Annotated in this window: 17 protein-coding genes, 1 pseudogene and 1 riboswitch; of the genes and pseudogenes, 11 read left to right on the top strand and 7 right to left on the bottom strand. The window is 70.9% G+C overall.

Annotated elements, in window-relative coordinates:
- The 3 genes from Q0Q47_RS29600 to Q0Q47_RS29610 form a co-directional block, all read right to left on the bottom strand.
- The coding region (locus Q0Q47_RS29600; protein ID WP_293868562.1) for a cobaltochelatase subunit CobN at positions 1-2072 on the bottom strand (2072 nt) is incomplete at its 3' end.
- 34 nt (positions 2073-2106) lie between these two features.
- Positions 2107-3165 carry a cobalamin biosynthesis protein CobW gene (cobW, locus tag Q0Q47_RS29605; RefSeq protein WP_293868564.1) on the bottom strand — a complete coding sequence of 353 codons (1059 nt, stop codon included), beginning with the start codon at positions 3163-3165 and terminating at the stop codon, positions 2107-2109.
- Complete coding sequence (locus tag Q0Q47_RS29610) at positions 3162-3560, bottom strand: DUF1636 domain-containing protein (protein WP_293868566.1); 399 nt, start codon at positions 3558-3560, stop codon at positions 3162-3164. The genes cobW and Q0Q47_RS29610 overlap by 4 nt, the downstream gene beginning before the upstream one ends.
- Positions 3561-3681: 121 nt before the next feature.
- Positions 3682-3888, bottom strand: a riboswitch (cobalamin riboswitch).
- 130 nt (positions 3889-4018) lie between these two features.
- Between Q0Q47_RS29610 and cobO the strand changes: the two genes are divergently transcribed.
- The 4 genes from cobO to Q0Q47_RS29630 are packed head-to-tail and all read left to right on the top strand — an operon-like array spanning position 4019 to position 6685.
- The gene (cobO, locus tag Q0Q47_RS29615; RefSeq protein ID WP_293868568.1) at positions 4019-4639 is read left to right on the top strand and encodes a cob(I)yrinic acid a,c-diamide adenosyltransferase; all 621 of its coding nucleotides are present in this window, start codon (positions 4019-4021) and stop codon (positions 4637-4639) included.
- Positions 4640-4665: 26 nt separating this feature from the next.
- Positions 4666-6108 (top strand): cobyric acid synthase, encoded by a 1443-nt coding sequence (locus tag Q0Q47_RS29620; RefSeq protein ID WP_293868594.1) that lies wholly within the window; start codon positions 4666-4668, stop codon positions 6106-6108.
- Positions 6109-6162: 54 nt separating this feature from the next.
- The gene (locus Q0Q47_RS29625; protein ID WP_293868570.1) at positions 6163-6411 is read left to right on the top strand and encodes a type II toxin-antitoxin system Phd/YefM family antitoxin; all 249 of its coding nucleotides are present in this window, start codon (positions 6163-6165) and stop codon (positions 6409-6411) included.
- A complete protein-coding gene (locus tag Q0Q47_RS29630) occupies positions 6401-6685 on the top strand; it encodes a type II toxin-antitoxin system RelE/ParE family toxin (RefSeq protein ID WP_293868572.1) in 285 nt (94 codons plus the stop codon). Before Q0Q47_RS29625 ends, Q0Q47_RS29630 begins: the two co-directional genes overlap by 11 nt.
- 10 nt (positions 6686-6695) lie before the next feature.
- On the opposite strand, the gene cbiB is transcribed toward Q0Q47_RS29630, so the two are convergent.
- A complete protein-coding gene (cbiB, locus tag Q0Q47_RS29635; protein WP_293868574.1) occupies positions 6696-7664 on the bottom strand; it encodes an adenosylcobinamide-phosphate synthase CbiB in 969 nt (322 codons plus the stop codon).
- Between cbiB and cobD the strand changes: the two genes are divergently transcribed.
- Both cobD and Q0Q47_RS29645 read left to right on the top strand, forming a co-directional pair.
- Positions 7663-8697 (top strand): threonine-phosphate decarboxylase CobD, encoded by a 1035-nt coding sequence (gene cobD / locus Q0Q47_RS29640; protein ID WP_293868576.1) that lies wholly within the window; start codon positions 7663-7665, stop codon positions 8695-8697. The two genes, cbiB and cobD, sit on opposite strands and share 2 nt — an antisense overlap.
- 172 nt (positions 8698-8869) lie before the next feature.
- Complete coding sequence (locus Q0Q47_RS29645) at positions 8870-9862, top strand: glutathione S-transferase family protein (RefSeq protein WP_293868578.1); 993 nt, start codon at positions 8870-8872, stop codon at positions 9860-9862.
- Here Q0Q47_RS29645 and Q0Q47_RS29650 read toward each other — a convergent pair.
- The gene (locus Q0Q47_RS29650; RefSeq protein ID WP_293868580.1) at positions 9774-10724 is read right to left on the bottom strand and encodes a LysR family transcriptional regulator; all 951 of its coding nucleotides are present in this window, start codon (positions 10722-10724) and stop codon (positions 9774-9776) included. The two genes, Q0Q47_RS29645 and Q0Q47_RS29650, sit on opposite strands and share 89 nt — an antisense overlap.
- A 69-nt stretch (positions 10725-10793) precedes the next feature.
- Positions 10794-12497, bottom strand: a complete 1704-nt coding sequence (locus Q0Q47_RS29655) for a sensor histidine kinase (RefSeq protein ID WP_293868582.1) — start codon at positions 12495-12497, stop codon at positions 10794-10796.
- 225 nt (positions 12498-12722) lie between these two features.
- Between Q0Q47_RS29655 and Q0Q47_RS29660 the strand changes: the two are divergent.
- Positions 12723-13382: pseudogene (locus Q0Q47_RS29660) on the top strand (class II aldolase/adducin family protein); the annotation flags it as partial.
- A 374-nt stretch (positions 13383-13756) separates the two neighbouring features.
- Complete coding sequence (gene mtnA / locus Q0Q47_RS29665) at positions 13757-14875, top strand: S-methyl-5-thioribose-1-phosphate isomerase (protein ID WP_293868584.1); 1119 nt, start codon at positions 13757-13759, stop codon at positions 14873-14875.
- A gap of 18 nt (positions 14876-14893) precedes the next feature.
- Here mtnA and Q0Q47_RS29670 read toward each other — a convergent pair whose 3' ends face one another.
- Positions 14894-17155: a GMC oxidoreductase gene (locus tag Q0Q47_RS29670; RefSeq protein ID WP_293868586.1), complete on the bottom strand. Its 2262-nt coding sequence runs from the start codon at positions 17153-17155 to the stop codon at positions 14894-14896.
- A 278-nt stretch (positions 17156-17433) separates the two neighbouring features.
- Here Q0Q47_RS29670 and Q0Q47_RS29675 point away from each other — a divergent pair, with 278 nt between their 5' ends.
- From Q0Q47_RS29675 to Q0Q47_RS29685, 3 genes are read left to right on the top strand one after another with little or no spacing between them, the layout of a single operon-like run.
- Positions 17434-19671, top strand: a complete 2238-nt coding sequence (locus Q0Q47_RS29675) for a trehalose-6-phosphate synthase (protein WP_293868588.1) — start codon at positions 17434-17436, stop codon at positions 19669-19671.
- 21 nt (positions 19672-19692) lie between these two features.
- Positions 19693-20520 carry a trehalose-phosphatase gene (otsB, locus tag Q0Q47_RS29680; protein ID WP_293868590.1) on the top strand — a complete coding sequence of 276 codons (828 nt, stop codon included), beginning with the start codon at positions 19693-19695 and terminating at the stop codon, positions 20518-20520.
- On the top strand, positions 20513-22327 hold the full coding sequence (locus tag Q0Q47_RS29685) for a glycoside hydrolase family 15 protein (RefSeq protein ID WP_293868592.1): 1815 nt from the start codon (positions 20513-20515) through the stop codon (positions 22325-22327). The genes otsB and Q0Q47_RS29685 overlap by 8 nt, the downstream gene beginning before the upstream one ends.
- The last annotated feature ends 247 nt before the right edge of the window (positions 22328-22574 follow it).

Consider the following 22574-nt stretch of genomic DNA (forward strand, 5'->3'; position numbering starts at 1 on the left):
CCACCCGTCTCGCGCTGCGCGCGATCCACCCTCCCCTGCAGGGGAGGGAGGGCGCCCTTCGCCTCGGCAGTCGCAGAGCGGCCAAATACGTGCAATCCGTCGCCGATGCGCAGTTCCTTGAGGTCGCAGAGCCAGCCGTCGAGGCGCTGCAGCGCTTCCTCCGGGTCGAGGTTGGGGTCGAGGCCGGCCTCGGCGGCGAGGCCCGTTTCGGCGGCGCGGTCCAGGATCGCCTTGGCCAGAATGCGGGCGCGGCGCGGATCGAGGCTCTGGGCCTCGGCATATTCGTCGAAGAGGGCTTCCACCTCGGCGGCTGCGCCGTGGTTGCCGGCCTCCACCAGGGGCGGCGTCAGGTGGCCCACCACGACGGCGCCGATGCGCCGGCGAGCCTGTGCGGCTTCGCCGGGGTTGTTGACGATGAACGGGTAGATCACCGGCACCGGGCCCAGTACCGCCTGCGGGGCGCAGTCGGGAGCCAGCGCCACGGCCTTGCCGGGCAGCCATTCGAGCGTGCCGTGCGTGCCGCAATGGACGAGGGCGTGGATCGCCTCTCGTTCGCGGAGCCACAGGTAGAAGGCGACGTAGCCGTGTCGTGGCGGGCGGCTGCCGTCGTGGTAGTCCGCCTTGCGGTCGGCGGCCCGGCCGCGGTCCGGCTGCAGCGCCACGACGAGGTGGCCGGCGCGCATGATCCGGAATCCGAAGGCTCCGTCGCGGCAATCGGCATCGTCCTCCGGCTCGCCCCAGGCCCCGGTGACCGATGTCCGGAAATCCTCCGGCAGCCGGTTGAAGGCTGCCCGGTATGCCGGCAGGTCGAGAACCGGCTCGATGTCGCCGTGTGTCAGCCGCTCCATCACCGTGGCTGGATCGGGAAGGCCATCCGTGGCGAACCCGGCGGCAGCGAGGTCGGCCGCCATCGCAACGACGCTCTGCGGCGTGTCGAGCCCGACCGCGTAGCCGGAGCGACCGCCGCGCGCGGGGTAGTCCGACAGCACCATGGCCAGCCGCCGCTGGCGGCGCGGCATCCGACGAAGCCGCGCCCAGGCCAGCGCGAGGTCCGCGACGCCGGCGACACCGGGTGCATGGGGGCGGTGCTCGAGGCGAGGGTGCTGCAGCTCCGGCCGGGCCGGCGCCTCGGCCTTGAAGGAGACGGCGCGTGCCACGATCCGCCCGTCGACCTCCGGGAGCACGACATTCATGGCGAGGTCGGCGGCGCCGAGCCCGCGCTGCGAGGCCGACCAGTCCTCCTCGCGCGCCCCGGCGAGGATCGCCTGCAGCACGGGCGCGTCGGCCGCGTCGAGGACGCAGGCTCCCCCGTCGCCCCGGCCGGAAAAGGCGGTGGTGTTGACGATGACGTCCGGCGGCGTGCCGGCGAGATGCGCGGCGAGCGCCTCGGCGGCGGCCGGATCCTTCAGGCTGCTGACGGCGACGGCGTCAACCGCGAAGCCGCGGTCGGCGAGGGCGTCGGCAAGGGCCGCGATCGGGGCTGTATCGACCGCCGCCAGCAGCGACCGGTAGAAAACGAGCAGCGCCCGCGGGGCACCCGCCGTTCCGGGGCGGCCATGCGCCGCGACGACCTGCATGGCGGGCATCGGCGCCGGCTCGCGCCAGGTCTTCTCCCGGCCGGCCAGCGTCGAGAGGAACGCCAGCGCCGAGGCGATGTTGTCAGGCCCGCCCTCGTGGAACCAACCCCAGAGCCGGGCGAGATCGTCCTTCGGCAACGTCGAGGCCGCGTCGAGGCGCTCGTCGGCGCGGTAGTCGCCGGGGACGACGGCGAGCGCGAAGCCCTCGCGCCGGGCCGCCGCGGCGAGCTCCTCAACGCCGTAGCGCCAGTAGTCGAGGCCGCCGAGCAGGCGAACGAGCACGACCCGGGCGTGGCGGGCGACGCCCTCGACGTAGAGGTCGACCGAGTAGGGGTGCTTCAGGCGGGCGAGGCTCGCGACGCGCAGCGAGGGAAGGCCGGGATCGGCGTCCCACGCCGCCCCCACCGCCGCGAGGTCGCTGTCGGTGAAGGACAGGAAGACGATGTCGCCCGGAGACTGCCCGAGGTCGACGGCCTCGGCCGCCTCGTCGAGCATTCGCGTCTCCGTGCGCAGGAGGTGCATGGCTGCCTCAGGCCGCGGCCAGCGCCGCCTTGACGTCGCGCTCGATGGCGGCGCGGTCGATGCCCTTCTCGCCGATCACGACGATGCGGCTCGCACGCGCTTCGCCCGGCGCCCAGGGCCGGTCGAAATGGTGCCGGAAGCGGCGGCCGACGCCCTGCACGAGGAGGCGCATCGGCTTGCCCTCGACCGCGACGAAGCCCTTCATGCGCAGCACATCGTGCTTTTCCGCGACGGCGGCCAGCTTGTCGGCCAGCGCCGACGGATCCGTCACCGACGGCAGGTCGAGCACGAAGGTGTCGAAGTCGTCGTGGTCGTGGCCTTCCTCGGCATCGTGGTGCGAGGGCCGGGCCGCGAGGTCGTCCTCGGCGGCGGCGTTGAGCCCGAGCAGGATGTCGGCCGCGACCTTGCCCTCGTGCGTGGCCACGACCTTGACGGCCCGCGGCACGGTGCCGGCGATCTCGGCGGCGACGCGGCTGCGCTCGCCCTCGTCCACGAGGTCGGCCTTGTTGAGGATCACGAGGTCGGCGCAGAGCAGCTGGTCCTCGTAGACCTCCTCGAGCGGGTTGTCGTGGTCGACCGACTCGTCCTGCGCGCGCTGGGCGGCGAGCTTCTCGGGATCGTCGGCGAAGCGGCCCGCGGCCACGGCGGCCGCGTCGACCACCGCCACGACGCCGTCGACCGTGAGGCGCGAGCGGATGGCCGGCCAGTCGAAGGCCTTCACGAGCGGCTTGGGCAGGGCGAGGCCGGAGGTCTCGACGATGATGTGCTCCGGCCGCTTCTCGTGCGTCAGCAGGGCCTCGATGGCCGGGATGAAGTCGTCGGCCACGGTGCAGCAGATGCAGCCGTTGGCGAGCTCGACGATGTTCTCCTCCGGGCAGCTCTCGATGCCGCAGGAGCGCAGGATCTCGCCGTCGACGCCGACGTCGCCGAACTCGTTGATGACGAGCGCGAGCCGCCGTCCGCCGGCGTTCTCCAGCACGTTGCGGATGAGCGTCGTCTTCCCCGCGCCGAGGAAGCCGGTGACGATGGTGACGGGGACCTTGGCCGGGGTGCTGGCGGCGCTCATTCGGCGGCCTCCTTGTGGGCAGTCGCGAAGGGGAAAACGAGGGGCGGGATGCGGGCGACGACGCCCTTCTTGAGGGCGTCGGGGCGCTGGCGCCACGGGATCAGCCCGTCGCCGGCCTCGCCATAGAGGACGGCCGCGTCGAGGATCGTCGCGGCGCCCGTCTCGACCGGGAAGTCGCCATACACATAGGTCCACTTGCCCGCGGCCGAGAGGCCGACCGTGCAGGGCCGCTTGCAGACGCTGAGGCACTCGACGCCTGCGACCGTCACGTCGCAGCCCCGCTCCTCGGCGAGCGCCTTCACCCGGTCGAAGAGCCGCGCACCGGCGCGCGGGCCGTCGGCGGGATCGTCGGCGTGCCTGCACGTGGTGCAGACGAGGATGGTGGTCGAAGGCATGCGGGCTCCCGGTCCGGCAACGGCGTCTCACCGGGTGCGGGCAGGGGCGGCGCGATGGCACCGTCCGATCACGGGGCCGGTGTGGACCGACCGCGTGCCGCGCCGGGGCACCCCGCCCGGAGCCAGCTTCTCGTGCGACGGCAGGTCTCCTGGCTCGCGGATCGGCGCCTCGCACCGCCTTCCCGACCGCCGTGGCGGCCAGTGGCCTTCGGGTGCGAGGCTACCCGCTCACAGTTGCGGGGGCAGCCGCGGAATCGGATGGCGTCGCCGCCGTCCTCACCGCATTCCCTGTTCGCCCCTTGCGGGGACCGTCTGGGTGCCTGTGATAGAGGCGCCCGCCGCCCGGGTCAATGAAACCAAGGTCGTCCGGGAAAACCCGGGCGTCCGAAAAACGGGCGTTCTTGCCCGGCCCGGCGGCCCGTGCTCTTGATGCCGCCCTTGAAAGCCGGATCGATGCCATGACAGACGCCCCCGAGACCGACGACGAGCGCCGCCACCGCGAGAAGATGGCCAAGCGCAAGGCGGTGCAGGACGCCGAGGTGGCCTCCAAGACCGTCACCGAGAAGGGCCTGCTCATCGTCAACACGGGGCCCGGCAAGGGCAAGTCCACGGCCGCCTTCGGGCTCATCATGCGGGCGCTCGGCCATGGCTGGCCGGTCGGAATCGTGCAGTTCATCAAGGGCGCCTGGGAGACCGGCGAGCGCCACGCGCTGGAGCGGTTTCCCGATCTCGTGCGCTGGTACACGATGGGCGAGGGCTTCACCTGGGAGACGCAGGACAAGGCCCGCGATATCGCCGCCGCCGCCAGGGCCTGGGAGAAGACCCGCGAGCTGATGGCCGATCCCATGATCCGGCTCCTCGTCCTCGACGAGCTCAACATCGCGCTGCGCTACGATTACCTGCCGCTCGACGAGGTCGTCGCCGAGCTCTCGGCCCGCCGGCCGGACCTGCACGTCGTCGTGACGGGCCGCAACGCCAAGCCGGCGCTCATCGAGGCAGCCGACCTCGTCACCGAGATGACGCTGGTGAAGCACCACTTTGCCGCCGGCGTGAAGGCGCAGAAGGGCATCGAGTTCTGATGGGCGAGCGCCGCGCCCGCGCCCTGATGGTGCAGGGCACCGGATCGGACGTGGGCAAGTCGCTGCTCGTGGCAGGTCTGTGCCGCGCCTTCGTCCGGCGTGGGCTAACCGTGCGCCCGTTCAAGCCGCAGAACATGTCCAACAACGCCGCCGTGACGGCCGATGGCGGCGAGATCGGCCGGGCCCAGGCGCTGCAGGCGCGGGCCTGCGGCGTGGCGCCCAGCGTCCACATGAACCCGGTGCTGCTGAAGCCGCAGAGCGAGATCGGCTCGCAGGTTGTCGTCCAGGGCCGCGTCATGGGCAACGCCAAGGCACGCGAATACCAGGCGTGGAAGCCGCGGCTGTTCGAGGCGGTGCGCGAGAGCTTCGACCGGCTGCGCGGGGAGGCGGACCTCGTGCTGGTCGAGGGTGCCGGCAGCGCTTCGGAGATCAACCTGCGCGCCAACGACATCGCCAACATGGGATTTGCCCGGGCCACGGACACGCCCGTGGTGCTCGTCGGCGACATCGACCGGGGAGGGGTCATCGCGCAGATCGTCGGCACGCGGGCGGTGATCGATCCGGCGGATGCGGCCATGATCGCGGGCTTCATCGTCAACCGGTTCCGGGGCGACCCTTCGCTGTTTGCGGCCGGCATGGAGGCCATTGCCGAGAAAAGCGGCTGGCCGGCGCTGGGCCTCGTGCCGTTCTTCCGCGATGCCTCCAGGCTCCCGGCCGAGGACGCGGTGGCGCTCGACACGCGCCGCCGACCCGCCGACGCGCCTGTGACCATCGCCGTTCCGGTATTGCCCCGCATCTCCAACTTCGACGACCTCGACCCGTTGCAGGCCGAACCCGGCGTCCGCGTGCTGATGCTGCGCGACGGCGAGCCCGTCCCTGCCGACACCGACCTCGTGCTGCTGCCCGGCTCCAAGGCCACCATTGCCGACCTGGCGGCCCTGCGCGCGGCCGGGTGGGACGTCGACATCGCGGCCCATGTGCGGCGCGGCGGCAGGGTGCTCGGCATCTGCGGCGGCTACCAGATGCTCGGCCGCTCCGTCGCGGATCCCGCAGGCATGGAGGGCGAGGCGACGACCGTGCCCGGCCTCGGGCTCCTGGCCGTCGATACGGTGATGACCGCGGCCAAGACGCTTGACGCCGTGAAAGGCGTCGGCACCGACGGCAACGCGCCGTTCCACGGCTACGAGATGCATATCGGCGAGACCGTCGGGCCCGACCGGGACCGCCCGGTGCTGCGCTTCACGGACGGCCGGTTCGACGGGGCGTCGTCACCGGATGGCCGGGTGCGCGGCGTCTACGTGCATGGCCTCTTCGCCGACGACCGCCAGCGGGCGCGCTGGCTGGCGTGGATCGGCGCGGAGCCGTCGGCGGTGGCCTACGAGGACGGTGTGGAGCGTGTGCTCGACGCCCTGGCCGAGCATCTGGAGCAGCACGTGGATTGCGACAGGCTGCTGGCTCTGGCGCGGTGAGCTTGTCGAGACCTGTTTAGCGTACTAAATTGAGGGCTCTTTAGGAGGCTCTCCATGGCTCACAAGATCCTTGCTTCGACGAGCGCCAGCGTGTCGGAGCTCAAGAAGAACCCGATGGGCACAGTCGCCGCGGGGGAAGGATTTCCGGTCGCGATCCTCAATAGGAATGAACCGGCATTCTATTGTGTGCCCGCAGCGGCCTACGAGGCCTTGTTGGAAAGGCTTGAGGATCTGGAGCTCAATGCGATCGCCGATGCCCGGGAGGGACAGGCGATGCACAAGGTGACGCTGGATGACCTATGAGCTCGCCTTTCTGGACGAGGCTCTGAAGGAATGGCGCAAGCTCGACAGCGTCACGCGGGACCAGTTCAAGGCGAGGCTTTCTGAGCGGCTTGAAAATCCCAAGATCCCCTCGGCGCGGCTCCACGGCGCCAAGGAGCGCTACAAGATCAAGCTTCGGAATGCCGGCTACCGCCTCGTCTATGAGGTGAGGGATCGAGAGGTGCTGGTGGTCGTCGTGGCCGTCGGAAAACGCGAGCGAAACGAGGTTTACAAAAAGGCTGAACGGCGCGGCTGAGAGGATCGCCTTACAGCGCCAGCAGCACGATGATCGCTATCGCGCCGGCCTGGACGGCGCAGGCCACGCGGTAGAGCACCAGCGCGCGGCGGATGTCGGCGACCGTCGCCTCGCGGCGGCCGTCGCCCATGTAGGCGTCGTCGACGAGCGTCTGGCCGTAGACGCGCGGGCCGGCGAGCTTGAGGCCGAGGACGCCGGCGACGATCGACTCGGGCCAGCCGGCGTTCGGCGAGCGATGCCGGCCGGCGTCGCGGAGGAGGGCTTTCCAGCCCTCGGCGGGCGAGGTGCCGGGGACCATCCAGGAGGCGGCGAGCAGCCAGACGGCCGAGAAGCGGGAGGCGGGCAGGTTGACCAGGTCGTCGAACCGGGCGGCGGCCCAGCCGAAGGCCTCGTGTCGGGGGGTGCGGTGGCCGATCATGCTGTCGGCGGTGTTGGCCGCCTTGTAGAGGGCGCCGCCCGCGAGTCCGCCCACGGCGGTCCACAGCGCAGGGGCGACCACGCCGTCGGAGAAGTTCTCGGCGAGGCTCTCGATGGCCGCGCGGCAGACGCCGGCCTCGTCGAGGGTCGCCGGGTTGCGGCCCACGATCATCGACACCGCCTTGCGTCCGGCCTCGATGCCGCCCTCGTCGAGCGCGTCGGCGACGGCCTTCACGTGGTCGTGCAGGCTGCGCTGGGCCGGCAGGGAGGCTGCCACGACCATGGTGAGGAGCCAGCCGCCGGGCCAGCGCGCGAAGGTGCCGGCGAGGGAAAGCGCCGCGATGGCCGTGACGCCGAGCAGGATCGCCAGAGCCGCCACACCGGCCCAGCGGCGCGCTTCGAAGCTCCATTGCGGGCGATTCAGCAAACGGTCCAATGCGCCGATGACACGGCCCATCCAGGTGACCGGATGGCCGATGGCGCGGTAGACAGCATCGGGATATCCGACGAGGGCCTCGATGACGAGGGCCGCGAGGGCAAGGGTGACGAAGGACTCGAGCATGACCGGGCCAGTGGGAGGCGAAGCCGGCAAGAGCACCGGCGCGGACGTGTTCACCGTCCACGGGGGCAACCTCGCCGCTGCCCGCGCCCGGTTCAAGGGCGCTCCGGAGCCCTGGCTCGACCTGTCCACCGGGATCAACCCGATTGCCTATCCCATCCCGCCGATTTCGCAGTCGGCCTGGACGCGGCTGCCGGAGCAGGCCGCCGTTGCCGCGCTGGAAGCGGCAGCGGCGCGGGCCTACGGCGCGCCTCTCCCCAACATGGTCGTGGCCGCGCCGGGCACGCAGGCCTTGATCCAGCTGCTGCCGCGCGTGCGTCCCGCGCGCGACGTTCGCATCCTCGGCTTCAGCTACGCCGAGCACCGCAAGGCCTGGGAGCGCAGCGGCGCCACCGTGGCCGTGGTCGATACGCTGGATGCGCTTGCGGGCGCCCAGGTGGCCGTCGTGGTCAACCCCAACAATCCCGACGGCAGGCTCGTCGAACCAGACCGGCTGAGGGACTTCGCCCGCGCGAACCCGTACACCCACCTCGTCATCGACGAAGCCTTCGCCGACGTGCTGGCGCCCGAGGCCAGCATCCTTCCCCGCCTGCCGGGCAATACGGTCGTGCTGCGCTCCTTCGGCAAGACCTACGGGCTTGCCGGCGTGCGCCTCGGCTTTGCCGTGGTCATGCCCCAGGGGGCCGACCGGCTGCACCATGAACTCGGGCCCTGGGCCGTCTCGGGGCCGGCCCTGGCCGTGGGGCGCGCCGCGCTCGAGGACGTCGAATGGCTGAACGAAGCCAAGGCCAGGCTGGCGCGAGACGCGGCGAGGCTGGACCGGCTGTTGTCCGGGGCGGGCTTCGAGCCGGCCGGCGGGACACCGCTGTTCCGGTTCGTGCGAACGCCGGACGCCTCCAAGGCGTTCACCGCCCTGGCGCACCAGGGCGTGCTCGTCCGCCGCTTCGAGGGCTGGCCCGGCGTGCTGCGATTCGGACTGCCCGGATACGAGGACGATTGGACGAGGCTGGCAGAGCGGTTGACCGAGGTCGGATAGGAGAGGCTCTCCCTCTCCGCCGTCCTGCCCGGGCTTCGGCCCGGGCATCCACGCCTTTGCCGGGACCGCTCTAAAGCCGTGGGTGGCCGGGCCAAGCCCGGCCATGACGGCGGAGAGATTTCAGGTTGATCCGCTGGAGCCTCCGGCACCATCGCCAACAAGGAGATGACTCATGGGACTGCTCGTCGACGGCGTGTGGCAGGACAAGTGGTACGACACGAGCGAGAGCGGCGGGCGGTTCGTGCGGGCGGACAGTCAATTCCGCAACTGGGTCACGGCCGACGGCGCGCCGGGACCGAGCGGCGAGGGGGGCTTCGCGGCGCAGGCGGGGCGGTACCACCTCTACGTCTCGTTGGCCTGCCCCTGGGCGCACCGGACGCTGATCTTCCGGGCGTTGAAGGGGCTGGACAAGCACATCACCCTGTCCGTGGTCCATTGGCGCATGTTCGAGCAGGGCTGGACCTTCGAGGACGGCCCCGGCGTCATTCCCGACACGGAGACGGGGGCGAAGGTGCTCCATCAAGTCTACACGGCGGCGCAGCCGGACTATTCCGGACGGGTCACGGTGCCCGTCCTGTGGGACCGGGAGCGGCGGACGATCGTCAACAACGAGTCGTCCGAGATCATCCGCATGTTCAACAGCGCCTTCGACGGCGTGGGAGCGCTGGCCGGCGACTCCTACCCGGCGCACCTGCGCGAGGAGATCGACGCGCTCAACGCGCGCATCTACCCCACCGTCAACAACGGGGTCTACCGGGCGGGCTTCGCCACCACCCAGGAGGCCTATGAGGAGGCGATCGGCCCCCTTTTCGAGACGCTCGACTGGCTCGACGCGCGGCTGACGGACCGCCGCTTCCTGTGCGGCGACGCGCCGACCGAGGCGGACTGGCGCCTCTACACGACGCTGGTGCGCTTCGACCCGGTCTATGTCGGCCACTTCAAATGCAACATCCGCCGCATCGCCGACTACCCGGCGCTGTCAGGCTACCTGCGCGACCTCCACCAGTGGCCGGGCGTGGCGCCGACCGTCGACATGGTGCACATCAAGGGCCACTACTACGAGAGCCACCGCACCATCAATCCGACCGGGATCGTGCCGGTCGGCCCCGTCCTCGACCTGACGTCGGCCCCGGGTCGCGAGCATCTGGCGCGGCGGGCGCGCTGAGCAGCGCCTCCAGGAGCGGGTTTGGGAAGCGGCGCGCCCGGGTGATCGCGTAGAAGCTCTCGCGGATGGCCGGCAGCCGACAGCGCTCGACGAGGATGCCGCGCGCCAGCTCGTCCCGCACGACGACCGGCGGCACGAGCGCCAGCGCGGCGCCTTCGCGGGCCAGCAGGCGCAGCATGGCCATGTCGTCGACCTCGGCCGCGACGAGCGGCACGATGCCGGCGCGCTCCATCACCAGGTCGAAGGCGACACGGATGCTGCTGTCGAGGCTCGGCAGCAGGACGGGGACCTTGTCCAGGTCCTGGGGAAAGCGGAAGGGCGGGACCTCCGGCGCGGGCGGGCCGACGAGGCTCACCGACTGCTCGGCGATGAGCTGGCTGGTGTGGCCCGTCTGCGCGTCGCGGGGCACGGCGAGGTTCGACAGCACCACGTCGAGGGCGAGCGCGTCGAGCTGCGCCAGCAATTCGCGCAGGCTGCCCGAGCGCAGCACCAGTTCGACGTCGCGCCGGCCGCTCAGGGGGCGCAGCCACTCCATCTGGAAGTTGCGCGACAGGGTGGCGATGGCGCCCACGCGCAGGATCTGCCGCGTCGTCCGGCCGCGCCCCTGCAGGGTGGCGACCAGTTCTTCCCCGGTGCGCACGATGCTGTCGGCGTGCTCGAGGGCGATCCGCCCGGCCTCGGTGAGCTCCAGCCTCTTGCCGCGGCGCTCGAAGAGCGGCTGTCCGAGCTGGTCCTCGAGCAGCTTCAACTGCGTCGACAAGGCGGACTGCGACAGGTTGAGCCGCCGTGCCGCGGCCGTGAGGCCGCCTTCCTTGGCGATGGCCCAGAAGTAGCGCAGGTGGTGCAGGTTCAGGTGGCTCATGCATCCATAAAACAGAACGCAGCCCGCCGAACAATGGGTTTTCTGGCAGGGGCGTGACGCCCCCGGGCCTCAATGCGCGAAGGTCGTCGCCGGTGCCGCCGCGGGCACGGGCGCCGGGAGCCTGATCTGGATCCGGCAGAGCAGGCCCGACGGCCGATAGTCGATGGTGGTCTTGCCCTCCAGCTCGCCCGACAGCGCGCGGCCGATGACGGTCGTGCCGAAGCCCTTGCGGCTCGGCTGCGCCACCGGCGGTCCCTCGCGTTCATCCCAGACGAGTTCCAGGGTCTGGCCGTCCTCCTCGCGCGGCGCCACCGTCCAGCGCACGTCCACGCGCCCCTGGTCGTCGGAGAGGGCGCCGTATTTCGTGGCGTTGGTCATCAACTCGTGCAGGACCAGGGCCAGGCCCAGCACCGCCTTCGGCGGCAGCTCGACGGTGGGACCGTCCAGGCTCACGCGCCGTCCGGACGGCTGCAGCCCGACCGTGCTGAGCACCAGGTCCCGCAGGTCCGCACTCGTCCAGGACGAGCGCGTCAGCGCCTCGTGGGCGCGGGACAGGTTGACGAGCCGTGCGTTGAAGGCCGCCATCGACGCCGGGGGCACCTCGCCGCGCAAGGTCTGGTGGGCAATCGACTGGATCATGCTGGTCGTGTTCTTGATCCGGTGCTCCAGCTCGTTGAGCAGCAGCGTGCGGTCCTGTTCGCGCCGGTTGATCTCGCCGATCATCCTGTCGAAGGCTTCCGACAGCTCCGCGACCTCGGTCGACCCGGCCGAAAACCCGTCGGCGCTCGTCTCCTCGCCGCGAGACCAGGCCCGGATGCGGCCGAGCAGCACGCCCACCGGGCGCCGGATGTAGCGTTCGCCGGTCCACCAGGCGATGGCGAGCGACAGGACGCCGGCCAGGAGGATCGACAACAGGCTGTAGAGCGTCGCGCGGTCGATCGCCGAGAAGCTCTCGTCCTGCGACAGGCCCGCGCTGATGTAGAGCGAGATGCCCGAGGCCTTCGCCGGAACGAAGCCGATGACCCGCTGTGTGCCGTCCTGGCTCATCACCGGTTCGGTTCCCGCGTCCGTGCCGCGCACGAGCCGCAGGAAGGGGTCGGGGATCCGGGTGCCGACGAAACGGTCGGGCATGGGATCGCGCGTGATGATGATGCCGTCCTGGTCCGCGATCGTCAGGGCACCGCCGCGCGACAGGCCGCGTTCCTTCAGGCGTCCGCCGAGCCAGACCAGGTCGATGCCGGCGATCAGCGTGCCGACCCTCTGTCCCGCGCCGTCGCGCAGGGGCCAGGCGACGGGGAGCAACGGCTTGGGCAGCCCGGGTCCCGCCGTGTATCGCCCGACGGCGGGGCCCTCCGTCTGGACCAGTTCGCGATACCAGGACTTCGACTTCAGGACCGTGGCGGCCGCATCCTGGGGGCCGCTGCAGCGCAGCTCCCCCGCCATGTCCACGGCATGCAGCGAGACGAGCTGGTCCAGTTCGGTCTCGATGGCGCCGAGATAGATCGGGCAGGTCGGCGCGAAACGCTGCACGTCGGGCAGAGTCGCCGCGGTGAACAGGACGCTGTGCACGCCCTCGATGATGCGGGTCAGCTCCGAATTGGCCAGCCTCGCGCTGCGCAGCGCGAGCTCGTTGACCTCCTGGGCCCTCGAGCGGCGCAGGGCCGCTTCGTTGAGCAGCAGGACGCCGATCGTGGGCAGCAGCGCCGCAACGGAAATCGACACGAGCCGCCATCTCAGCGAAAGGGTCGATGTCTTGCGCGTGCGGCTCGTCATGGCGTCATCTTAGCCGATCTCATTCGTCATGCGACACGGAATTGTCCTCTCTACGAAGGCTTGATCGGCAACCGCAAACAGTTCATTCGAATATGTACTGTAGCGGCGATCGTCATTGCTTGCTGTGCCGACCCGCGGGCCGGCGGGTCGCGGAGGCCTGTCCATTTGCGCCGTCCCCGCGGCTGCCTTAAGCCTTTGTCGGCGCGCGCGAGCCGGAGACGAGCCATGGCCAAGGTCACCCACCGCGATATCCGGGAAGCGATGATCGACACCTGCCGGGACATGAACCGGAAAGGTCTCAACCAGGGCACGTCCGGCAATCTTTCGCACCGGGTGCCGGGCGGCCTGCTGATCACCCCGACCAGCCTCGCCTACGACGCGATGGGCCCCAAGGACATCGTGGAGATGTCGGTGGCCGGCACCTACAGCGGCCGCCGGCTGCCCTCGTCGGAATGGCGCTTCCACCGCGACATCCTGGCCGCTCGCCCCGACGTCGAGGTGGTGCTGCACGCGCACTCGGTCTACGCCACGACGCTGGCGGTGCATGAGCGTGGCATCCCCGCCTTCCACTACATGGTCGCGGTGGCCGGCGGCACGGACGTGCGGTGCGCGCCCTATGCCTGCTTCGGCACGCAGGAGCTCTCCGATCGTGCGCTGGAGGCCCTGGATGGCCGCTTCGCCTGCCTGCTCGGGCACCATGGGCTGATCGTGCTGGGCGACAGCCTGGAGAAGGCGATGTGGCGGGCCGTCGAGGTCGAGACGCTGGCGAAGATGTATGTCCACGCCCTGGCCATCGGGGAGCCCTCGGTCCTCACGGCCGAACAGATGGCGCAGGTGCTCGAGAAGATGCGGCTGATGAGCTATGGCCAGGCGCCGGACCTCGAAGCTCCCGCCGAGCCGCCGCGCCCCGCCGAGGTGGCGGTGCTCGACCGCCCGGCATCCCAGGGCAAGAAGGAGCGGCGGGCCGAGAAGCCGCCGGAGGCGGTCCGCCGCCCCGTCACCCCGCCCGAGGCCGTCGCTTCGCCGCCGGCGCCTGCCGTGCCTCCGGGGGCTGGGCGGCGCAAGCGCGCCAAGACCTCCGCCGCGCCCCCGAAGAGGCCGCGGCCCGGCAAAGGCGGCGACAAGCCCGTGCCGCCCTCGCCGTCGCCCCGGCGCCCGGCCGGGAAGGGACGCGGGCCGCGCGGCTGAGCGACGGCAGCCTCGGGCTCCTGCCGCCGGGACGCGAAGGCACCATCGGTTTCGGAGAAGCGGATTTCGGCATGAGGATCGACGGCAAGGCCTACCGCACCATCTGGGAGGCGCAGGACGGCGGCGCGGTCGAGGTGATCGACCAGACGCTTCTTCCGCACCGCTTCGCCGTCCGCAGGCTGGACAGCACCGCCGCCGTGGCCGACGCCATCAGCAGCATGGTGGTGCGCGGCGCACCCCTGATCGGCGCCACCGCCGCCTATGGCCTGGCCATCGCGATGACCGAGGATGCCTCCGACCGGCATCTCGCGACGGCCTATGACACGCTCTACCGGACCCGACCCACGGCGGTGAACCTGCGATGGGCCCTCGATCGCCTGCGGTCCGGACTGGGCGGCCTCGCGCCGTCGCAGCGCCCCGCCGCGGCCTGGGCCATGGCGGCCGAGATCTGCGAGGACGACGTGGAGACCTGCCGGCGAATCGGCGAGGCTGGGGCCGGGCTCATCGAGGCGGTGGCGGCACGCAAGCCGGGCGAGACGGTCCAAGTCCTCACCCATTGCAACGCCGGTTGGCTCGCGACGGTCGACTGGGGCACAGCGCTGGCGCCCATCTACATGGCGCACGACCGCGGCGTGAAGGTCCATGTCTGGGTCGACGAGACGCGGCCGCGCAACCAGGGCGCCTCTCTCACGGCCTTCGAGCTCGGCGCCCACGGCGTCGCCCACACCGTCATCGCCGACAATGTCGGCGGGCACCTGATGCAGCACGGCAAGGTGGACCTGTGCATCGTCGGCACCGACCGGACCACCTCACGAGGCGACGTCTGCAACAAGATCGGCACCTACCTGAAGGCGCTGGCGGCTCATGCCAACGCGGTGCCGTTCTACGTGGCGCTGCCACACTCCACCATCGACTGGACCCTGCGCGACGGCGTGCGCGAGATCCCGATCGAGGAGCGCGACGCCACCGAACTCACCCACATGACCGGGCGCCTGCCCGATGGGTCGCTGGCCACCGTCGAGATCGTCGCGCCAGGCAGCCCGGCGGCCAACTTTGCCTTCGACGTCACGCCAGCCCATCTCGTGACCGCCCTCATCACGGACCGGGGTGTCTGCGCGGCGTCCTTCGAAGGGCTGGCCTCGCTGTTTCCCGACGAGGCGCGCGGCGCCCATGGGCCCGGGGAAAGCTGACGCAGCCCTTGCAGCGGCTCAGCGGTTGAACACGTCCGGGTCGATCCTGGACTGGGCCGAGAACAGGCCGAGATAGTCGGGCGCGATCGGAACGATGGCCTCGTCGCGCACGAGGCGGAGGACGCGGTCGGTGATCCTCTGCCCGATTGACACGAGGCGGCCGACCTTGCGCTGCTGCATGCTGGTCTCGAGCAGCCGGCGCGCGCGCTTGGGAAGCGTCACCTCGTGGACGGTGGCCGCGCCGCGATCGAGGGCGATCGCGTCCGCCAGCGATCCCGCATGCGTCAGGACCGCGCGCCGGACGACACCGTCAGGCCGGTTCCGGACGGACTCCAGCACGGCCTCGCCCACGGCGGCCTCGCTGACCGCGAAGAACGGGTCGATCCGGGGCACGTGGAGCCTGAGGCCGGGCCGATAGCCCGCGATGGCGCGCGTCCAATCCGAGTTCGGCCCCAGCACGGTCGGCAAATAGAGCAGGACGAGGCTGCGGCCGGGCTTCGCCTTTTGCCAGTCCAGCCAGACCTTTTCGCTCTCGAACTTGCCCAGCGAGTAGGGGTCTTCGAGGTTGGACGAGAAGCCCAGGTTGAAGGCCGCGGGGTCGCCGGCGGCCGGGGCCGGCGTGACGAGGGTGGAGAAGCTCATCGGCATCACGACCGTGCCGATCCCCGCCGCGTCCGCCTCCCGCGCGATGCGCTGCTGCAGCGCGACGTTGCCCTCGACCGAGCCGGCGTCGTTGGCGATGTTCAACAGCGCCGTCGGCGGCGGCGAAAGGCCGGCGGGCAGCGGGTCGCGGTCCGCGACGGCGGCCCAGCCGAGCCCCGCCCGGTCGAGCGTCGGCAGGATCACCCGCCCGAGCGTTTCGGCCGCGCCGGTCACCAGGATCTCGGCCGGCGTGGCGCCGCGCGCCGTGGCCGGCCGTGTCTCCAGCGCGGCGTGGCGCAGGTGGTCGGCGAGGCGCAGCGACAGGCCGCCGATCGTCAGCCCGGTGTTCGACACGCCCGTCGCGGGCAGGACCGAGCCGTCGCAGACGAAGACGCGGGCGCTGCCGTGCACCTTGAGGTCGGTGTCCACGACGCCGTCGGCCGGGGAGGGCGCCATGCGGCAGGTGCCGCTGTGGTGGGCCGCGCTCCACAGACGGTCCCGCAGGTCACCGGGGGCGACCTTGAGGTCTGCGTCGAGCCAGTCGGAGAGCCGGGCCATCGAGCGCTTCAGCCCCGCGACCACCGCGTCGGAGACGGTCCAGCGCACGCGCAGGCCCTCGGGTCCGGCCGGCTCCACCGAACCCTGGCCGACCCCTTCCTGCTGCGCGACGACCAGCACATAGGCATGTTCGCCCGTGCGCTTGCGCCTGAACAGGTGCGCCATGACCTGGCTGCGGAAATCCGCGTCGTCCAGCTTGAGCATGGCCTGGACATACTGCTGGAGCCGGCCGGCCGAACCCAGGACCTTGAACGAGTCCGCATAGGGGTCCGACGTGATCTCGGGCGTCGAGGTCGGCCGGAGATAGAAGGAGAACCACAGCCCGGTCTCCTCGTCCCGCATCTTCAGGACGCCCTCGGCTTCGGGCAGGCGCTTGATGGCGTCGAAGGTCTTGGAGCCCGGCCGCCGCGTCACCTTGGCGACGAATCCCATGGGATGATCGGTGAGGTTGTGGCCCACCTGCTCGCCCCCGAGGCCGCTGGCCTTCAGGATCAGCGGGGAATTGAGGCCGCCGGCGGCCACCACGACGTGGTCGAAGGCGAGGCTGAAGGCCTGGCCGCCGACGGTCCCGTCGACCACGACCCGATCCGCGGCCTCGCGCAACGCCGTGACGCGATGGCCCAGCCGCAGGTCGACGAGGCGGAAGCTGTCGGACCGCGCCGCGTGGTGCGCCTCCACGGGCCTGAACAGGTAGTCGACGAGGAGGTCCTGGTCCTTCTGGCCCTGGCGGAGCGCCTTCCAGGCCTCGAGCCGATCGCGCCCGTACAGGCGCTCGAAGAAGGCATCCTGCCAGCGCCCGAGGTCGTCGCGGACGGCGGCCGGCCAGTGCGGCCCGTACTCCGACGGCGTCATGGCGATCATGCCGCCGTGCCAGAGGTTGGTGGTGCCGCCAAGCCCGTAGCAGAAGGACGGATACAGGCCGAACGGCCGCTCGGACGACACGACCCGGTCCGGGTAGGCCGGTACCGCGGGGCCGCGTTCCAGCACCGTGACCGAGGCCCAGCGCGACAGTTCGGCCGCCAGCACGCTGCCGGCCAGTCCCGTTCCGATGATGCCGATCCGAGGAGCGGGTTGAGCCACGCGCGCGAACTCCGTTGCAGAGACTTAATTCATTTAGCAGTCACGATGGCTTAAACTCAATCGAGCTTGCCACGAACGGTTACCACGCCTCTCGCCCGCGTGGGTTCACCGGTGCGCGCACATCAAGGCCGCTGCCACCCGAGCGCCACGCTTCGGCCCGGTTGAGGCCGCGCTGCCTCCAAAAACTGCAACGTTCGCTGCTTCGTTTTGGCTGGTCGCGCGTTTTGGTGGGGCGGAGGTATTCAAGAATGGTGATTGATTGGTCGTTTTGGCGTCGGATGCCGGTGATCTTCGGCGCCGCCTTTCTCGGCGGGCTGGTCCTGGTCGGGGCTATGCTGCCGGTTGCGACGGGGATGTTCGACCGGTGGAGCCGGCGTGACGTCGACATGCGCTCGCGCCTGGCATTCGATTCCATGCGCGACCAGGTCGCCGAACTCGCCCAGCGTGGGGACTCCGACCGCCTCGTGGCGCTGTTCGAGCGGATCGCCGACGACCAGCGGCTCATCGCGGCCGGGCTGTGCGACGCGGGCGGCACCATGCGGTCCGCTTCGCGCCAGATGCAGGAGCGCTTCGCCTGTTCGACCCTGCCCGCGGGCGCGGACGAAGTGGCGCTGACGCTGCCGACGGCGGGCGGCACGATCGCCGTCAACGCGTTCCCGCTGCCGCCCTATGGTCGCGTCGTGCTCGTGCACGACCTCGGCTTCTCCACCACCCGGGTGTCACGCTTCAGGGCAGGGCTGGTGCTCGCCTTCGTCCTGGTGGCGCTCATCGCGGCGGCGCTGGCGGCGCTGCTCGCGCTGATGTTCGCCCGCCACTGGCTCGGCCTCCTGCGCCAGGCCATCGACGACCTGCGCGAGGGCAAGACCCCGCCGCAGCAGCCGGCGCTGCTGGGCGTGGGCGAGGACATCCAGAAGGCGCTCGACGAACTCGATTTCGTGCGCAAGCGCATCGACGCCACCCACACCGAGTGGACGCCCGAGACCTTGACCGTGGCGCTCGCCAACGAACTGCCGGGCTCCGAGGTGATCGTGGTGTCCAACCGCGAGCCCTACATCCACAACGAGACGTCGAAGGGCGTGAACGTGCAGCGGCCGGCGAGCGGCCTCGTGTCGGCGCTCGAGCCGGTGATGCGGGCCTGCGGCGGAACCTGGGTGGCGCATGGCAGCGGCTCGGCCGACCGCGCGACGGTGGATTCCGCCGACCGCGTCGCGGTGCCGCCGGAGCAGCCGTCCTACACGCTGCGCCGTGTCTGGCTGAGCGAGGAGGAGCAGGACGGCTACTACTACGGCTTCGCCAACGAGGGCCTCTGGCCGCTATGCCACATCGCGTTCGTGCGCCCGGTGTTCCGCGAGTCGGACTGGGCCATGTACAAGGCGGTGAACGCCAAGTTCGCCGACGCGGTGGCCGCCGAGGCCCGCCGGCCCGACCCCATCATCCTGATCCAGGACTACCACTTCGCGCTGCTGCCCCGCATGCTGCGCGAGCGGCTGCCGCAGGCCACCATCGTGACCTTCTGGCACATTCCCTGGCCGAACTCGGAGACGTTCGGCATCTGCCCCTACCGCGAGGAGATCATCGACGGCCTGTTGGGCAGTTCCATCCTGGGCTTCCACACCCAGTTCCATTGCAACAACTTCTTCGACACGGTCGACCGGTTCATGGAAAGCCGCATCGACCGCGACACGGCGTCGATCGCGCTGGGCGGGCACGATACGGTGGTGCGGCCCTATCCCATCTCGATCGAGTGGCCTCCGACCGCGCTGGCGTCCGCCAAGCCCGTGCCGGAATGCCGCGCCGAGGTGCGCGAACGCCATGGCCTGCCGGCCGACATCCGCCTGGCCGTGGGGATCGAACGGTTCGACTACACCAAGGGCATCATCGACCGCATGCAGGCGGTCGACAGCTTCCTGACAGACCATCCCGAGTGGCGCGGGAAGTTCGCCCTGTTGCAGATCGCCGCGCCCACGCGCAGCAAGCTCGCGAGCTACCGCAACCTCCAGGACGAGGCGGTGGCGCTGGCCGGCGACATCAACGCGCGCCACGGCGGCGACGGGGCGTTTGCCGGCCCGATCGTGCTGGTGGCCGAACACCACGAGCCAGCGGACGTGTTCACGCTGTTCCGCGCCGCGGACCTGTGCGTCGTGTCGAGCCTGCATGACGGCATGAACCTGGTCGCCAAGGAATTCGTGGCGGCCCGCGACGACGAGAAGGGCGTGCTGGTGCTTTCGGCCTTTGCCGGCGCGTCCCGCGAACTGGGGGAGGCGCTCATCGTCAACCCCTACCACACCCATGCCATGGGCGAGGCCTTCGTGCAGGCTCTCGTCATGCCCGAGCAGGAGCAGCAGGAGCGCATGAGGCTGATGCGCGAGCAGGTGCGGGCCCGCAACGTGTACCGCTGGGCGGGCCAGATGCTTCTCGACGCCTCGCGCTTGCGCAAGCGCCAGCGGATCTCGCGCCTGGTCGCGCCGCCGCCCAGGGCCGTGAACGGAACACGGCCGTCGCCGGTTGGTGCCTGACACGCTACCGACGGTCCACCCATGCCCATGACCTCCGCGTCCTGTCACGCCAGCGCCGCGCCGGCCCTGTTCCTCGATTTCGACGGCACGCTCGTCGACATCGCGCCGGCGCCGGACGCGGTGCGCGTCGACCCGGCCTTGCCGGGCGTCCTGCACGCCATCGCGGAGCGGCTCGGCGGCGCGCTCGCCATCGTCACCGGACGACCGGTCGACGTGGTCGACCGCTACCTGGCGCCGCACCGGTTCGACGTGGCCGGCCTGCACGGGGCGGTGATCCGGGTGGCCGGGCGGGACATCGCCGAGCCGGCGATCACGCCCTCTTTCCGGGCCGAAGTCGCGCGCCTCGCCGACGGGGCGCGGCCCCTGCCGGGCCTGATCGTGGAGGACAAGGGCGCCTCGGTGGCCGTGCACTGGCGGCTCGCGCCGGAGTTTCGCCCGGCGGCGGAGGGCCTGGCACGCACCGCGCTGGCCGCGCTGGGGCCCGAATGGCGCCTGCAGACCGGCAAGGCCGTGCTCGAGATCGTCCGCGCCGGCACCGGCAAGGGGCGCGCCATTGCCCGCCTTCTCACCGAGCCGCCCTATGAAGGCCGCACGGCGGTCTTCATCGGCGACGACGATACGGACGAGCAAGGCTTTGCCGAAGTGCTCGCCCGTGGGGGCCTGGCGGTGCGGGTGGGGGACGGGGAAACCCGGGCGCCGCTCCGCGTCTCGGGCCCGGCGGCCCTCGCGATCCTGCTGCGGCGCTGGGCGGAGACGGGCCAGTGCCCGTTCCCGCTGCCCGGTGCCGCGAACGACGAAACCATGCCGTTCCGATCGGAACGGCCGATGGGAGACATGACGGATGACTGACGACCGCTCCTCGCTCGATCTCGCCCTGATCGGCAACGGCATGCTCGCTGCCCTGATCGACCGGCGCGCGCGCATCGTGTGGTCGTGCTTTCCCAGGTTCGACGCCGACCCGGTGTTCTGCAGGCTGCTGGGCGGCGACGAGGACGCGGACGCCCGGGGAGGGGACTTCGCCATCGAGCTTCTCGGCATGACGCGCTGCGAGCAGCGGCATATCGAGAACACCGCGGTGCTGGTCTCCATCATGGAGGACGAGCGCGGCAACGCCATCGAGATCACCGACTTCGCCCCGCGCTTCCGCCATCTCGACCGCATGTTCCGCCCGCCGCAGATCGTGCGGCGGGTGCGGCCGCTGCGCGGGCGGCCGCGCATCAGGGTGCGCCTGCGCCCGCGCTTCGAATGGGGCGCCCGCACGCCGGACGAGACGCGCGGCAGCAACCACGTGCGCTATGTCGGCCCGCACCTGACGCTGCGCCTCACCACCGACGCGCCCATCTCCTACGTGACGGAAGAGGCGCCCTTCTCGCTGGAGCGGGAGGTGTCCTTCTTCTTCGGCACCGACGAGCCGCTGCGCACCGAGGTCGACGCCACGGCGCGGGAGTTCCTGGAGAAGACTGTCGATTTCTGGCGCGACTGGGTGCGCTCCCTGTCGATCCCCTTCGAATGGCAGGACGCGGTGATCCGGGCCGCCATCACGCTGAAGCTCTGCCAGTTCGAGGAGACCGGCGCCATTGTGGCCGCGCTCACCACGTCGATCCCCGAGGCCCCGGACAGCGGCCGCAACTGGGACTACCGCTTCTGCTGGCTGCGCGACGCCTATTTCGTGATCCAGGCGCTCAACCGGCTCGGCACGACGCGCACCATGGAGGACTTCCTCCACTTCATCACCAACCTGGTCGACGATGCCGAGGAGCCCGGCCGTCCCGAGGACCTCGCGCCGCTCTTCGGCATCACGCGCACGCCCGACCTCGACGAGCGCATCGCCCGCGCGCTGCCCGGCTACCGGGGCATGGGCCCGGTGCGGGTGGGCAACGCCGCCGCCGAGCAGATCCAGAACGACGTCTACGGCAGCGTGGTGCTGGCCTCGACGCACGCGTTTCTGGACCGGCGCATGGTGCGCCCCGGCAACGAGGAGCTCTTCGCCCATCTCGAGAAGCTCGGGCGTCGCGCGGCCTACGTCTTCGACAAGCCGGACGCGGGCCCCTGGGAACTGCGCACCAAGGAGGCGGTGCACACCTTCTCCAGCGTGATGTGCTGGGCCGCCTGCGACCGCCTGGCCCGCATCGCCGGCGCGATGGGCCGCACGGAGCGACAGGCCCATTGGCGGGGAGAGGCGGAGCGCATGCGCGCCGTCATCGAGGAGCGCGCCTTCAACCGGGACCTCGGCGTATTCGTGTCCACCTTCGGCGGGCAGGACCTCGATGCGACGGCGCTGCTGCTGGCCGAGCTCGGCTTCCTGCGGGCGGACGACCCACGCTTCGTCGCGACGGTCGAGGCCATCGGCACGCAGCTGCGCCGTGGCGACCTGCTGCTGCGCTACGCGGTGGAGGACGACTTCGGCCACATGAAGACAGGCTTCCTCATCTGCGGCTTCTGGTACGTCGACGCGCTCGCCTCCATCGGGCGGCGCGACGAGGCGCGCGTGCTCTTCGAGCGCCTGCTGGCCCGCCGCAACAGCTTCGGCCTCTACTCCGAGGACGCCGACCTCGACACCGGCGAGCTGTGGGGCAACATCCCCCAGACCTACTCCATGGTCGGCCTCATCAACGCCGCCGTGAAACTCTCCCGCGGCTGGGAAGAGGCGTTCTGAGGCGGGGGGCGTGCCTCGTTTCTGACGCCTGCGCGCTCATCGTCCGTCGGCCCGGCTGCTGCGAGAGCTGCTCGCAGCGTGTGAACCTATTGGTCGTTTACCCAGCACCTCCCTCTCCGCGTCCTGGCCGGGCTTGGCCCGGCCATCCACGACTTCGGTATGGCCCCGGCAAAGTCGTGGATGCCCGGGCCAAGCCCTTCGACATGCACACAATTGATTCTCGCTCGTAGAGCGCGTTCTCCCTCCC

Origin of the sequence: uncultured Alsobacter sp. (assembly GCF_945952055.1) — a bacterium.
GTDB lineage: Bacteria > Pseudomonadota > Alphaproteobacteria > Rhizobiales > Beijerinckiaceae > Alsobacter.

Excerpts from the sequence above, each read along its gene's own strand:
- cobO (WP_293868568.1), top strand. The coding sequence starts at position 4,019 with ATGACAGACGCCCCCGAGACCGACGACGAGCGCCGCCACCGCGAGAAG.
- cbiB (WP_293868574.1), bottom strand. The coding sequence starts at position 7,664 with ATGCTCGAGTCCTTCGTCACCCTTGCCCTCGCGGCCCTCGTCATCGAG.
- Q0Q47_RS29610 (WP_293868566.1), bottom strand. The coding sequence starts at position 3,560 with ATGCCTTCGACCACCATCCTCGTCTGCACCACGTGCAGGCACGCCGAC.
- Q0Q47_RS29655 (WP_293868582.1), bottom strand. The coding sequence starts at position 12,497 with ATGACGAGCCGCACGCGCAAGACATCGACCCTTTCGCTGAGATGGCGG.
- otsB (WP_293868590.1), top strand. The coding sequence starts at position 19,693 with ATGCCCATGACCTCCGCGTCCTGTCACGCCAGCGCCGCGCCGGCCCTG.
- Q0Q47_RS29630 (WP_293868572.1), top strand. The coding sequence starts at position 6,401 with ATGACCTATGAGCTCGCCTTTCTGGACGAGGCTCTGAAGGAATGGCGC.
- cobW (WP_293868564.1), bottom strand. The coding sequence starts at position 3,165 with ATGAGCGCCGCCAGCACCCCGGCCAAGGTCCCCGTCACCATCGTCACC.
- Q0Q47_RS29685 (WP_293868592.1), top strand. The coding sequence starts at position 20,513 with ATGACTGACGACCGCTCCTCGCTCGATCTCGCCCTGATCGGCAACGGC.
- Q0Q47_RS29675 (WP_293868588.1), top strand. The coding sequence starts at position 17,434 with ATGCCGGTGATCTTCGGCGCCGCCTTTCTCGGCGGGCTGGTCCTGGTC.
- Q0Q47_RS29650 (WP_293868580.1), bottom strand. The coding sequence starts at position 10,724 with ATGAGCCACCTGAACCTGCACCACCTGCGCTACTTCTGGGCCATCGCC.
- Q0Q47_RS29620 (WP_293868594.1), top strand. The coding sequence starts at position 4,666 with ATGGTGCAGGGCACCGGATCGGACGTGGGCAAGTCGCTGCTCGTGGCA.
- Q0Q47_RS29625 (WP_293868570.1), top strand. The coding sequence starts at position 6,163 with ATGGCTCACAAGATCCTTGCTTCGACGAGCGCCAGCGTGTCGGAGCTC.
- Q0Q47_RS29645 (WP_293868578.1), top strand. The coding sequence starts at position 8,870 with ATGGGACTGCTCGTCGACGGCGTGTGGCAGGACAAGTGGTACGACACG.
- mtnA (WP_293868584.1), top strand. The coding sequence starts at position 13,757 with ATGAGGATCGACGGCAAGGCCTACCGCACCATCTGGGAGGCGCAGGAC.
- cobD (WP_293868576.1), top strand. The coding sequence starts at position 7,663 with ATGACCGGGCCAGTGGGAGGCGAAGCCGGCAAGAGCACCGGCGCGGAC.